This is a genomic window from Streptomyces sp. NPDC005962 (assembly GCF_040629205.1).
Taxonomy (GTDB): domain Bacteria; phylum Actinomycetota; class Actinomycetes; order Streptomycetales; family Streptomycetaceae; genus Streptomyces.
In genome coordinates this window covers 316,244-330,100 of sequence record NZ_JBEXVE010000008.1, presented here as the reverse complement: position 1 = coordinate 330,100, position 13,857 = coordinate 316,244, and the positions used below count along the sequence as shown (strand labels likewise).

The 13,857-nt window shown below is 69.3% G+C and carries 5 protein-coding genes, 1 tRNA gene and 1 rRNA gene; 6 read left to right on the top strand and 1 reads right to left on the bottom strand.

Annotated elements, in window-relative coordinates; all coding sequences use genetic code 11:
* Positions 1-148: 148 nt before the first annotated feature.
* From rrf to ABZ370_RS16780, 3 genes are all read left to right on the top strand, one after another.
* A 5S ribosomal RNA gene (rrf, locus tag ABZ370_RS16790) occupies positions 149-265 on the top strand.
* A 105-nt stretch (positions 266-370) separates the two neighbouring features.
* Positions 371-1,069, top strand: coding sequence for a DegT/DnrJ/EryC1/StrS family aminotransferase (locus tag ABZ370_RS16785; RefSeq protein ID WP_358620915.1), 699 nt, complete (start codon positions 371-373; stop codon positions 1,067-1,069).
* A gap of 64 nt (positions 1,070-1,133) precedes the next feature.
* Positions 1,134-1,206, top strand: a tRNA-Thr gene (locus ABZ370_RS16780).
* 115 nt (positions 1,207-1,321) lie between these two features.
* On the opposite strand, the gene ABZ370_RS16775 is transcribed toward ABZ370_RS16780, so the two are convergent.
* Positions 1,322-3,949 carry a SpoIIE family protein phosphatase gene (locus ABZ370_RS16775; RefSeq protein ID WP_358620912.1) on the bottom strand — a complete coding sequence of 876 codons (2,628 nt, stop codon included), beginning with the start codon at positions 3,947-3,949 and terminating at the stop codon, positions 1,322-1,324.
* Between the two features lie 250 nt (positions 3,950-4,199).
* Between ABZ370_RS16775 and ABZ370_RS16770 the strand changes: the two genes are divergently transcribed.
* From ABZ370_RS16770 to ABZ370_RS16760, 3 genes are all read left to right on the top strand, one after another.
* The gene (locus tag ABZ370_RS16770) at positions 4,200-9,758 is read left to right on the top strand and encodes a HAMP domain-containing protein (RefSeq protein WP_358620909.1); all 5,559 of its coding nucleotides are present in this window, start codon (positions 4,200-4,202) and stop codon (positions 9,756-9,758) included.
* 297 nt (positions 9,759-10,055) lie between these two features.
* Positions 10,056-10,730 (top strand): response regulator, encoded by a 675-nt coding sequence (locus tag ABZ370_RS16765; RefSeq protein WP_009714629.1) that lies wholly within the window; start codon positions 10,056-10,058, stop codon positions 10,728-10,730.
* Positions 10,731-10,929: 199 nt separating this feature from the next.
* Positions 10,930-13,737, top strand: coding sequence for a DNA translocase FtsK (locus ABZ370_RS16760; protein ID WP_358620905.1), 2,808 nt, complete (start codon positions 10,930-10,932; stop codon positions 13,735-13,737).
* The last annotated feature ends 120 nt before the right edge of the window (positions 13,738-13,857 follow it).

Below are 13,857 nucleotides of genomic sequence, written 5' to 3'. Positions count from 1 at the left end.
GGTTGATAGGCCAGATATGGAAGCCGGGTGACCGGTGGAGTTGACTGGTACTAATAGGCCGAGGGCTTGTCCTCAGTTGCTCGCGTCCACTGTGTTGGTTCTGAAATAACGAACTGTGTTGTTATCCGGTTTGTTTGTTTCATAGTGTTTCGGTGGTCTTTGCGTTAGGGAAACGCCCGGTTACATTCCGAACCCGGAAGCTAAGCCTTTCAGCGCCGATGGTACTGCAGGGGGGACCCTGTGGGAGAGTAGGACGCCGCCGAACAAATATTAGAGAGAGGCCTGTCGGAACTTTAGTTCCCGACAGGCCTCTCTTTTTGTTGTGTTGCGGGCCACTCGGTGTTCATGTTGCGTGGGCAACATGCTGTTCATGGGGACTCCAACGGATGAGCTGTGGCGTGAGCTGACCCGGTCGGGCGTACGGCCGGGCGACGAGGTGATCGTGCCGTCCTACGGCACACCCGAGGCGGCGGAAGCGGTGCTTCTCGCCGGCGCGCGGCCGGTGTTCGCGGACATCGACGCCCGGACCTTCTGCATACACCCGGACGCGGTGGCCGCGGCGCTGACGCCACGGACCGCGGCCATCGTGGCCATACACACCTTTGGGCACCCGGCCGACATGGCACGTCTCACCGAGCTGGGACAGCGGCATGGTGTGCTGGTGGTCGGGCACGGCGCGGTGGGCGAGCCGGTGGGAGAGGTTCTGCGCCGACAGGCCAACGCCGCCTATCTGAACGGCAAGCTGCGCGGGGTCGTCACCCCAGCGGCCAGGCCCGGCATGGAACATACGTATCAGCAGTACGTCGTGAGGGTGCCGGGCAATGGGCGCCCGGACCGGGACGCGTTCGCCCGTACGCTGCGTTCTCGCGGCGTCGTGTGCCACGTACCCATCCAGACCCCGGCGCACCGCACAGCGCGCTTCCGGCGCGATCTGTGGCTCGCGGAGACGGAACGGGCGGCCGATGAATGCCTCGCCCTCCCCGTCGACCCGGCAATGTCCCGGCGGGAGTTGCAGCGCGTGGTCTCGGCCTGCAATGCGCTGGGAGGCCTGTTGCAGTCAGCGGCCTGAGCGGTCGATGGGGCAGGTGGTCGAGAGCGCACTCGAGTTCGGGTATGATCTATCCCGTTGCCGCGCCCCAATAGCTCAGTCGGCAGAGCGTCTCCATGGTAAGGAGAAGGTCTACGGTTCGATTCCGTATTGGGGCTCTCCTGCGAAAGGCCCCCGCCAATTGGCGGGGGCCTTCGTCATGTTGAAAACCGTCACAGTGCCGGTGGTGTCGCACAGCGCCGGGGCACCGGTGGGGTGCCCCGGCCGCGGCGGTCAGGCGTCCTGCTTCTCGGGGACGCGCATCGCGAGGATCGCCATGTCGTCGGACGGCGGCTCGGCCGCGAAACGCTCGACCGCGCGCAGCACCCGGGCGGCCACCGCTCCCGCGGTGAGCCCGGTGCAGGTGGTGAGCACGTCGACCAGGCCGTCGTCGCCGAGCATCCGGGTGCCTTCGCGCCGCTCGGTCACCCCGTCGGTGACGCACAGCAGGACGTCGCCGGGGTCGAGGGTCACCGTCTGCTCGTACAGCTCCAGGTCGTCCATGACGCCGAGCAGGGGCTGCGGTTCGGCCGCCGCCTCGATGGAGCCGTCCTGGCGCAGCCGGAGCGGCAGCGGATGGCCCGCGCAGACGACCTTGAGCACCGCGCCACCGTCCTGCTGCGGCCACAGCTCCCCGTAGAGGAGGGTGAGGAAGCGGCTGCGGGCGCCCTCGTCGAGGATCGCCGCGTTGAGCCGCTCCAGGACCGCCGGGCCGCCGAAGCCCTCGCGGGCGAGCAGCCGCAGCGCGTGCCGGGCCAGGCCGGTGACCGCGGCGGCCTCCGGCCCGGTGCCGCAGACGTCGCCGATGGCGAAGCCGTAGGCGCCGTCGCGGATCGGGAAGAGGTCGTAGAAGTCGCCGCCGACCTCGTTGCCCTCGCCCGCGGCCCGGTAGATGACCTCGACCTCGACTCCGGGGACCTCGGGCTGCTCCGGCGGCAGCAGACTGCGCTGCAGGGACTGGCTGATGGCGGTGCGCTCCGAGTAGAGCCGCGCGTTGTCGAGCGCGAGCGCGGCCCGGCGGGAGAGGTCCTCGGCCAGCTCCAGGTTCTCCTGGCGGAAGTGCTCGTCGGTGGGCTTTCCGAGGGTGAGCATGCCGATGACGCGGTTACGGGCCACCAGCGGCAGGACGACCGTCTCGCCGCCGACGGCGGACGCGGTCGCGAGCGAGGCGCCCGGCCCCGAGGAAGGCCGGGCGGAGTCGCCGAGGCTGAGGCTGCGCAGCGAGGTGCGCAGCGCGGCCGCGTGGGCCGCCTCGTAGGGGCCGGTCCAGCCGCGGGCGCCCCCGGTGGGCACCTGCTCCGGTGGGTCGATCTTGGTGAGCAGCGCCTTGAGCCCGTCGATGCGGTCCTCGTCCTCATGCAGGACGTACGACAGCTCCGGGTCGGACGCCTGGTCGGCGACCGTATAGACGGCGCACCAACTGGCCAGGGTGGGCACCGTCATCTGTGCCATGAGCGCCAGAGTCTGGTCGCGGTCGAGGGTGCCCGCGAGGAGATCGGACGCCTCGACGAGGAACGAGAGGGAGCCGCGGCGCAGCCGCTCCAGCTCGGTGAGGCGGGCGCGTTCGACGGCGAGCGCGATACGGTCGGCGGCGAACTGCAGCCGCAGCGCTTCCTCGTTGCTGTAGCGGCCGGCGGACTCGGCGGCGACACCGAGCGAGCCGGTGAGGCGGCCCTCGACCTTGAGCGGGACGGTGACGACCGAGCGCATACCGGTGTTGACGAGCAGGGGCACCGCGCCGGGCACGGCGGAGAGATCCTCGTGGACGGCGGGCATCCGGGCCGACCCGTAGCGTCCGGTGCCCGCTTCGACGGGGACGCGGGCGAACCGCTGTCGGGCGGAGGGGAGTCCGGTGGAGGCGCGCACCTCCAGCTCGGTCTCGTCGTCGGTGGCGAGCAGCAGATAGGCGGCGTCCCCGTCGAGCATGTCACGGGCGCGTTCGACGGTGCGCTGGAGGAGCCCGTCGAGGTCGTCGGGGGCGGGTGAGCCGATGAAGACCTCGAAGGCGTCGCTGGCCGGACCGCGCTCGGAGGAGTCGGCGGTGTCGGCCGCGGCACCGCGCATCGGGCTCTGCAGCACGGCGCGCTCAAGGTCGCGGACCAGGAGACAGACGGTGGAGGGATCGCCGTCGGTATCGCGGATGCGCAGGTGGGAGGCGTAGACGGGGGAGACCCGGCCGTCGGCGCCGCGGATGCCGTACGAGCCCTCCCAGCGGGAGAGCCGGAGCGCCTCGGCGACGCCGGTGCTGGTGCCGGGGGTGTGCGGCCAGGCGGCGAGGTCGGTCAGGGGCTTGCCGACGATCTGCTCCGGGCTGTAGCCGAACAGTTCCTGAGCGTCGTCGTTCCAGGCGCTGACGACGCCGTCGTTGTCGACCTGGACGACTCCAACCCGGACCCGGGAGTCGGCGATCGGCAGGGCGCTGGAGGGCAGAGCGGGACCGGCCGCCCGGGTGCCGGCCGGGCGCTCGGGGAAGTCGAGCTGGAACCAGACCTGCTTGTGGGTGGCCGAGTACTCGACACCCCAGCGGGCGGCGAGTGCGGCGCACAGTAGCAGACCACGGCCGCCTTCGCGATCAGGGCTGCCGAAGTGGTGGCCGCCGTTGCTCTGGAGCGGAACTTCCCGTTCGGGGTAGCGGTCGGCGACCTCGACGCGAACGCCGGTGTCCGCGCGGACGCAGACGACATCGGCGGTGGTACCGGCGTGCACCACGGCGTTGGTGACGAGTTCGCTGGTGAGGACGACCGCGTCGTCCACGATGTCGGTCAGGCCCCAGCCCTGCAGGGTGTCCCGGACAAAGGTGCGGGCGGCGGCGACCGATCGTCCCACCGGCTCGAAGGTGGCGGCTGCCCGCGCGGTGATCACAGATCTCCTCATACGTGTCTCGGCGAACTGCTCACCCATAACGCAGTGCCCCTCCGATGCCTGGCCGGATGCCAGGTTACTTACCTCAACCGCCCCCGCGAATGCCGGTCCGCCGTGATTCCACCCGGAGGGGGCTGGCGCCGGTGTGCGATGCTGCCGAACTGTTATGGCCTGGTTGGGCCATGGTGAAACACTGGGCAAGCTGGAAGAAGAACCCGACGAGGATGGTCAACCCTGCGGGAGGGACACGGTGGAGTCTGGCGCAGCGGCGCGGGGCACGAATACGCGCGCGAAAGGCGGACGGTCCCGGAGCAATGGGACGACCGAAGTGGATACAGCGGCCCTGAACCGGCTGCTGACCGCGATGACGGCGATGCGGGACGGCAACTTCCGCAAGCGGCTGACGGTCTCGGGCGAGGGCGTCATGTCCGAAATCGCCGCGGTCTTCAATGAGGTCGCGGACCGGAATCTGCAGCTCACGGGCGAGCTGACCCGGGTGCGGCGAGTGGTCGGCCGTGAGGGAAAGCTCACGGAGCGGCTGGAGACCGGCGCCTGTGAGGGGCAGTGGGCGGCGGCTATTGACGCGTCCAACGCGTTGGTGGACGATCTTGTCCGGCCGGTGTCCGAGGTGGGCCGCGTGCTGTCCGCGGTCGCCGAGGGCGACCTTGAACAGCGCATGGACCTGCGGGCCCAGGGCGCCGACGGGTCGGCGCATCCGCTGCGCGGTGAGTTCCTCAAGGTGGGGCGCACCGTCAACGGGCTGGTGGATCAGCTCTCGGCGTTCACCGACGAGGTGACGAGAGTCGCCAGTGAGGTCGGTACCGAGGGCAAGCTGGGCGGCCAGGCCCGGGTGCGCGGTATGTCGGGTTCGTGGAAGGACCTCACGGAGTCCGTCAACACGATGGCGTCCCGGCTCACGGCTCAGGTGCGGGATATCGCCCTGGTGACGACGGCGGTGGCGAAGGGTGATCTGTCCCGGAAGGTCACGGTTCACGTGTCCGGGGAGATGCTCGAGCTGAAGGAAACCGTCAACACGATGGTGGACCAGCTCTCCTCGTTCGCCGCCGAGGTGACGCGGGTCGCCCGTGAGGTGGGCACCGAGGGTGAACTCGGCGGCCAGGCGAAGGTGCCGGGCGTCGCGGGCGTCTGGAAGGACCTGACCGACTCCGTCAATCTGATGGCGGGGAACCTCACCGCCCAGGTGCGCGGGATCGCCCAGGTCACGACGGCGGTCGCCAACGGTGATCTGTCGCAGAAGGTGACGGTGAGCGCACGCGGCGAGGTCGCGCAGCTGGCCGACACGATCAACACGATGACGGAGACGCTGCGCACCTTCGCGGATGAAGTCACGCGAGTGGCCAGCGAGGTCGGCGCCGAGGGGCTGCTGGGCGGTCAGGCGCAGGTGCCGGGTGCGGCGGGCACGTGGAAGGACCTCACCGATTCGGTGAACACCGCTTTCCGTAACCTGACGGCGCAGGTGCGGGACATCGCGCAGGTGACGACCGCGGTGGCGAACGGTGATCTGTCGCAGAAGGTCACCGTGGACGTGGCCGGCGAGATGCTGGAGCTGAAGAACACCGTCAACACGATGGTGGACCAGCTGCAGTCGTTCGGCGTCGAAGTGACGCGGGTGGCCCGGGAGATCGGCGTCGAGGGCGAGCTGGGCGGTCAGGCGCAGGTACCGGGTGTGGCGGGGACGTGGAAGGATCTCACCGATTCGGTGAACACGGCGTTCCGTAACCTCACCGGACAGGTGCGCAACATCGCCCAGGTGACGACGGCGGTGGCGAACGGCGATCTGTCGCAGAAGGTCACCGTCGATGTCTCCGGCGAGATGCTCAAGTTGAAGAACACCGTGAACACCATGGTGGACCAGCTCTCCTCGTTCGCCGATCAGGTCACCCGGATGGCGCGGGACGTGGGCACCGAGGGGCGGTTGGGCGGCCAGGCCCGGGTGGACGGCGTCAGCGGCACCTGGAAGGACCTGACGGACTCCGTCAACTCGATGGCGGGCAACCTGACCGCTCAGGTGCGCGGGATCGCTCAGGTGACCACCGCGGTGGCGCGCGGTGATCTGTCACAGAAGATCGACGTCGATGCCCGGGGCGAGATCCTGGAGCTGAAGAACACCATCAACACGATGGTCGATCAGCTGTCCGACTTCGCCGAACAGGTGACCCGGGTCGCCCGCGAGGTGGGTACGGACGGCCGCCTCGGCGGTCAGGCCCAGGTGCCCGGCGTCGCGGGCGTCTGGCGCGATCTGACCGACTCGGTGAACGGCATGGCGGGCAACCTGACCGCCCAGGTCCGTAACATCGCGCAGGTCGCCACGGCGGTGGCGCGCGGTGACCTGTCGCAGAAGATCGACGTGGACGCCCGGGGCGAGATCCTGGAGCTGAAGAACACCCTCAACACGATGGTCGACCAGCTGTCGTCCTTCGCGGAGGAGGTCACCCGGGTCGCCCGTGAGGTGGGCACCGAGGGCCAGTTGGGCGGCCAGGCCGAGGTGCAGGGCGTCTCCGGCACCTGGAAGGACCTGACCCAGTCCGTCAACGGCATGGCCAACAACCTGACGTCCCAGGTGCGTTCCATCGCCGAGGTGACGACGGCGGTCGCCAAGGGCGACCTGTCGAAGAAGATCACGGTGGACGCCAAGGGCGAGATCCTGGAGCTCGTCACCACCGTGAACACGATGGTGGACCAGCTCTCCTCGTTCGCCGAGCAGGTCACCCGGGTGGCCCGTGAGGTGGGTACGGAAGGGCAGTTGGGCGGTCAGGCGCGGGTGCCGGGCGTGACCGGCATCTGGAAGGACCTCAGCAACAACGTGAACCTGATGGCCAATAACCTGACCATCCAGGTGCGCAACATCTCGCAGGTCTCGGCCGCGGTCGCCAACGGCGATCTGACGAAGAAGGTGACGGTCGAGGCGCGCGGCGAGGTCGCGGCGCTGGCCGACACCGTCAACACGATGGTGACGACGCTGTCCTCGTTCGCGGACGAGGTCACCCGTGTGGCGCGCGAGGTGGGCACGGACGGCATCCTCGGCGGCCAGGCGCGGGTGCCGGGCGTGTCGGGGACGTGGAAGGACCTCACCGAGTCCGTGAACTCGATGGCGTCCAACCTGACCGGACAGGTGCGCAACATCGCGATGGTCACCACGGCGATCGCCCAGGGCGACCTGACCAAGAAGATCGACATCGAGGCGCGGGGCGAGATCCTCGAACTCAAGACCACGATCAACACGATGGTGGACCAGCTGTCGTCGTTCGCCGATCAGGTGACCCGGGTGGCCCGCGAGGTGGGTACCGAGGGGCAGTTGGGCGGCCAGGCCCGGGTGCGGGACGTGGCCGGTACCTGGAAGGACCTCACCGAGTCGGTGAACGAGATGGCCGGGAACCTGACCCGTCAGGTGCGCGCCATCGCCGAGGTCGCCACCGCGGTGACCCGTGGCGACCTCAATCTCAAGATCGACGTGGACGCCTCCGGCGAGATCCAGGTCCTCCAGGACCACATCAACACCATGATCGCCAACCTGCGCGAGACCACGCTCGCCAACAAGGAGCAGGACTGGCTGAAGGGCAACCTCGCCCGGATCTCCGGTCTGATGCAGGGCCGCCGCGACCTGGAGGACGTCGCCCGGCTGATCATGAGCGAGCTGACCCCGGTGGTCTCCGCCCAGCACGGCGCGTTCTTCCTGGCCGTCCCGGTCGGCGAAGGCACCGAGGTGGTCGCGGACAGCACTGCCGAGGAGGGCTACGAGCTGCGTCTGATCGGCTCGTACGGCTACGCCATCGGCTCGATGCCCACGTCCTTCCGGCCCGGTGAGACGCTCATCGGCACGGTCGCCGAGGAGAAGCGCCCGATCCTGGTGGAGAACGTGCCGCCGGGCTACCTCAAGATCGCCTCGGGGCTCGGCGAGGCGGCCCCGGCCCATGTGATCGTGCTGCCGGTGCTCTTCGAGGGGCAGCTGCTCGGCGTGATCGAGCTGGCCTCCTTCCAGCCCTTCGCGCAGATCCAGAAGGACTTCCTCAACCAGATCGCCGAGATGATCGGCACCAGCGTCAACACCATCAGCGTCAACACCAAGACCGAGGTGCTGCTCAAGCAGTCGCAGGAGCTGACCGAGCAGCTGCGGGAGCGGTCGGCGGAGCTGGAGAACCGGCAGAAGGCGCTCCAGTCGTCCAACGCGGAGCTGGAGGAGAAGTCCGACCGGCTGGCCCGGCAGAACCGCGACATCGAGGTCAAGAACACCGAGATCGAGGAGGCCCGGCAGGTCCTGGAGGAGCGCGCCGAGCAGCTCGCGGTCTCGATGCGCTACAAGAGCGAGTTCCTGGCGAACATGTCGCACGAGCTGCGCACGCCGCTCAACTCGCTGCTGATCCTCGCCAAGCTGCTCGCGGACAACGCCGAGGGCAATCTGTCGCCGAAGCAGGTGGAGTTCGCCGAGACGATCCACGGCGCCGGCTCGGACCTGCTGCAGCTGATCAACGACATCCTCGACCTGTCGAAGGTCGAGGCGGGCAAGATGGACGTCAGCCCGACGCGGATCGCCCTGGTCCAGCTCGTCGACTACGTGGAGGCGACGTTCCGGCCGCTGACCGCCGAGAAGGGCCTCGACTTCTCCGTACGGGTCTCGCCGGAGCTTCCGGCGACGCTGCACACCGATGAGCAGCGGCTGCTGCAGGTGCTCCGCAACCTGCTGTCCAACGCGGTGAAGTTCACCGACGGCGGCGCCGTGGAGCTGGTCATCCGGCCGGCCGGGGCGGATGTGCCCAACGCCATCCGGGAACAGCTGCTGGAACACGGCGCGTTGCGCGACCCGGAGGGCGACATGATCGCCTTCTCGGTCACGGACACCGGCATCGGCATCGCCGCGAGCAAGATGCGGGTCATCTTCGAGGCGTTCAAGCAGGCCGACGGGACCACCAGCAGGAAGTACGGCGGCACCGGACTCGGCCTGTCCATCAGCCGGGAGATCGCCCGGCTGCTCGGCGGTGAGATCCACGCGGCCAGTGAGCCGGGCCGCGGCTCGACCTTCACCCTGTACCTGCCGCTGCACCCCAGCGAACTGCCGCCGCAGGGCTACCCGCAGCTCACACCGGGCAGTGCGGGTCCGCCGGCGCTGGAGGCGTACAACCCGTCCGAGGGCGTGGAGGACGACGAGCCCGGGACCGCGGCGGAGCGGGCGCCCGAGCACGACGTCACCGCCGACGCCACGGCGCAGCGGACCCGCGGTGCCGCCGGGCTCTTCCGGCGGCGTCAGCGGACCGAGCAGGAGCCCTCACAGGCTTCCGAGCCGCAGCCCGCGCTCCCGGAGATCCGCAGGGACAGCGGCCGGACCGGCGGCCGTCCGGGCAGCCGGCAGCCGCAGGCGTCCGAGCCGTGGATGCTGGGTGGTCAGGATCTGGTGGCCCCGGAGCCGGTGGGCGGCTTCCACGGTGAGAAGGTGCTCATCGTCGACGACGACATCCGCAACGTCTTCGCGCTCACCAGCGTGCTGGAACAGCACGGTCTGCAGGTGCTCTACGCCGAGAACGGCCGGGAGGGCATCGAAGTCCTGGAGCAGCACGACGATGTGGTGCTCGTCCTGATGGACATCATGATGCCGGAGATGGACGGTTACGCCACGACGGCGGCGATCCGCAGGATGCCGCAGTTCGCCGGGCTGCCCATCATCGCGCTTACCGCGAAGGCGATGAAGGGCGACCGGGAGAAGAGCATCGAGGCGGGTGCGTCGGACTATGTCACCAAGCCCGTCGACACCGATCATCTCCTTACGGTGATGGAGCAGTGGATGTCGGAAGAGTGACCAGGTGAAAGGCAGGGGAGTGTCCGATGGGACACTGGACGCCATCGTGGTGTTGACTGACTGTCGCCGAACACGTGTGGGAACGCGGGAATCGGGGAACCTTCTGGTCTCCCGCCGCGTTTCTGCTACGTGCACAGTGACATCGCGGTGACAGGGTGTGGCGAACAGCGGGGTGCGGCTACCATGACCGGCACAAGGACGGGCGACGCAAGGGAGTCGCTCCCTGGGGCGGCGCCCGGTGCTTCCCCCAGCGCATCGAGCTGGGGAGACCCCAAGCCGGGACGAGGAGGACGGGGCATGGTGCAGAAGGCCAAGATCCTCCTGGTCGATGACCGGCCGGAGAATCTGCTGGCGCTGGAGGCCATTCTCTCCGCGCTCGATCAGACCCTGGTGCGGGCATCGTCAGGGGAGGAAGCGCTCAAGGCGCTGCTGACAGACGACTTCGCGGTGATCCTGCTGGACGTCCAGATGCCGGGCATGGACGGTTTCGAGACCGCGGCGCACATCAAGCGGCGGGAGCGGACCCGGGACATCCCGATCATCTTCCTCACCGCGATCAACCACGGCCCGCACCACACCTTCCGCGGATACGCGGCGGGCGCGGTCGACTACATCTCCAAACCCTTCGACCCCTGGGTGCTCAGAGCGAAGGTCTCGGTCTTCGTCGATCTGTACATGAAGAACTGCCAGCTGCGGGAGCAGGCCTCCCTGCTGCGGCTCCAGTTGGAGGGCGGTCAGCCGGCCGCCGGTGACAAGGAGTCGGCCGGGCTGCTGGCCGAGCTGTCCGCCCGGCTCGCCGCCGTGGAGGAGCAGGCCGAGGCGCTGTCCAAGCAGCTGGACGAGTCGGCCGACGCGGCGGCGGTGGCCACCGCCGCCCATCTGGAGCGCAAGCTCACCGGTCTGCGCCGGGCCCTGGACGCGCTGGAGCCCGGCGCGGGCAGCGGAGCGGGCCAGGTCCCCTCGCAGAACTAGCTGGTGTCTTGCCGGGCATGCCGGGCTCCGACGCCTGGCACCGCACCACCGCGTGGCCACCGGGCCGTTGACGTCCTGTCACTCTTCCTTCACCGTCCGGCCGGTGTCGCGTCCGGATGCGGCACGGGTGTGACCTCAGCGGCGCCGGATGCCCATGGCATACGTGCTCCGTACGGCGGACGCGGGTAATCTCGCACCCATGGCCTCTCGTACGTCCGGCAAGGGTTCCCAGAGCACGGCGGGCACCCCGAAGAAGCGCGCCGGGCAGTCCGGAGGCGCTGTGAAGAAGGCGCCCGCGAAGAAGGCGCCCGCCAAGAAGTCCACCGCGCCCGCGAAGAAGGCGGCCCCGAGGAAGAAGGCGGCCGCCAAAGCCCCGCCGCCTCCCGCGCCCAGCCCCACCAGCGGTGTCTACCGCGCCGCGCGCGCCGTCTGGATGGGCCTCGCGCGCGCCGTCGCGGCGATGTTCCGTTCCATAGGGCGCGGCGCGAAGGGGCTCGACCCGGCTCATCGCAAGGACGGCAGCGCGCTGCTGCTGCTCGCCCTGGCCCTGATCGTCGCGGCCGGTACCTGGTCCAGCCTCCAGGGGCCGGTGGGCGATCTGGTCGAGATGCTCGTCACCGGCGCCTTCGGCCGCCTGGATCTGGTGGTGCCGATACTCCTGGGCGCCATCGCCGGGCGGCTGTTCCTCCACCCCGAACGCCCCGAGGCCAACGGGCGGATCGTCATCGGCCTGTCCGCGCTGGTGATCGGCGTCCTCGGACAGGTCCACATCGCCTGCGGCGCCCCCGGGCGCGGCCAGGGCGACGCGGCGATCCAGGACGCGGGCGGGCTGATCGGCTGGGCCGTCTCCCGGCCGCTGATCTACGCGATGGGCGATGTGCTGGCCGTACCGCTGCTGGTGCTGCTCACCGTCTTCGGGCTGCTGGTCGTCACCGCGACCCCGGTTGCCGCGATTCCGCAGCGGCTGCGGTCGCTGGGCATCCGGCTCGGCCTGGTGCGGGACGAGGAGTCGGCGTACGCCGATCAGACGGATCACACCGACGGTGCCGACGAGTACGCCGACGAGTGGCGCGAGAAGCCCGCCAGGCGGCCTAGCAGGACCTCGCTGGACAAGGGGCGCCCGGACGACGCGGGCGACGCCGAGCAGGCCGAGGAGGAGGCTCTGCGCAAGCGCCGGCGCTCGCGCCGGCAGTCGTCCGGAGAGCCTCCGCTGGATCGCCCCATGGACGCCGTGGACGTGGCGGCCGCCGCGGCCGCCTCGCTGGACGGCGCGGTGCTGCACGGCGTCCAGCCCTCCCCGCTCGTCGCCGGGCTCAGCAGCGGCATCTCGGGCGAGCGCGACGACGAAACCGGCACCGGTGGGGTGCCGGGCACGCGCGACTCCGGCAAGGCGGCGCCCGGCAAGGGCAAGAAGGGCCGGGGGGACGAGTCCGCCGCGGTGGAGCGGGCCGAGGTTCCCGACCGCACCCGGATCGCCGCCGAGCCGGGCGAAGCGCTGCCGCCGCGCGCCGAGCAGCTGCAGCTCTCCGGTGACATCACCTATTCACTGCCCTCGTTCGACCTCCTGGAGCGCGGCGGCCCCGGCAAGACCCGCAGCGCCGCCAACGACGCCGTGGTGGAGTCGCTGTCGAAGGTGTTCTCGGAGTTCAAGGTGGACGCCGCGGTCACCGGCTTCACTCGCGGCCCGACGGTCACCCGCTACGAGGTCGAGCTGGGCCCGGCCGTCAAGGTCGAGCGGATCACGGCGCTGACCAAGAACATCGCCTACGCCGTCGCCAGCCCCGATGTGCGGATCATCAGCCCGATCCCCGGCAAGTCGGCGGTCGGCATCGAAATCCCCAACAGCGACCGCGAGATGGTCAACCTCGGGGACGTGCTGCGCTCGACCGACTCGATGGGCGAGAAGCACCCGATGGTCGTCGGGCTCGGCAAGGACGTCGAGGGCGGCTATGTGGCGCACAACCTGGCCTCGATGCCGCATGTGCTGGTGGCCGGTGCGACCGGTTCCGGAAAGTCGTCGTGCATCAACTGCCTGATCACTTCGGTCATGGTGCGCGCGACCCCGGACGACGTGCGGATGGTGCTGGTCGACCCCAAGCGCGTGGAGCTGACCGCGTACGAGGGAATTCCGCATCTGATCACACCGATCATCACCAACCCCAAGCGCGCGGCCGAGGCCCTCCAGTGGGTCGTCCGCGAAATGGATCTCCGGTACGACGACCTCGCCGCGTTCGGCTACCGCCACATCGACGACTTCAACGCGGCGGTGCGCTCCGGAAAGATCAAGCAGCCCGAGGGCAGCGAGCGGGAACTCAAGCCGTATCCGTATCTGCTGGTGATCGTCGACGAGCTGGCGGACCTGATGATGGTCGCGCCGCGGGACGTCGAGGACTCGATCGTGCGGATCACCCAGCTGGCCCGGGCGGCGGGCATCCACCTGGTGCTGGCCACCCAGCGGCCGTCCGTGGACGTCGTCACCGGTCTGATCAAGGCGAACGTCCCCTCGCGGCTCGCGTTCGCCACCTCCTCGCTGGCCGACAGCCGGGTCATCCTGGACCAGCCGGGCGCCGAGAAGCTGATCGGCAAGGGCGACGGGCTGTTCCTGCCGATGGGTGCGAACAAGCCGGTCCGGATGCAGGGCGCGTTCATCACCGAGGCCGAGGTCCAGGCGATCGTCGCGCACTGCAAGGAGCAGATGGCGCCGGTCTTCCGGGAGGACGTCACCGTCGGGACGGCGCAGAAGAAGGAGATCGACGAGGAGATCGGCGATGATCTCGATCTGCTCTGTCAGGCCGCTGAGCTGGTGGTTTCCACACAGTTCGGGTCGACGTCGATGCTCCAGCGCAAGCTGCGGGTGGGCTTCGCCAAGGCGGGTCGGCTGATGGATCTCATGGAGTCGCGGGGGGTCGTCGGGCCGAGCGAGGGGTCCAAGGCGCGTGATGTGCTCGTCAAGCCGGATGAATTGGATGGCGTGATCGCGGTGATCCGCGGTAAGGCTCACTCATAAGGGTATGGCGGGCAACCGTTTCCCCTGCCGAGACGTCAAGTTGAGGGAGGTGGCGGAGTGACGTCCCAGGACCTTGGTAACAGGACAATCCCGATGGCGGACAAACTCCGTCCTCCCGCT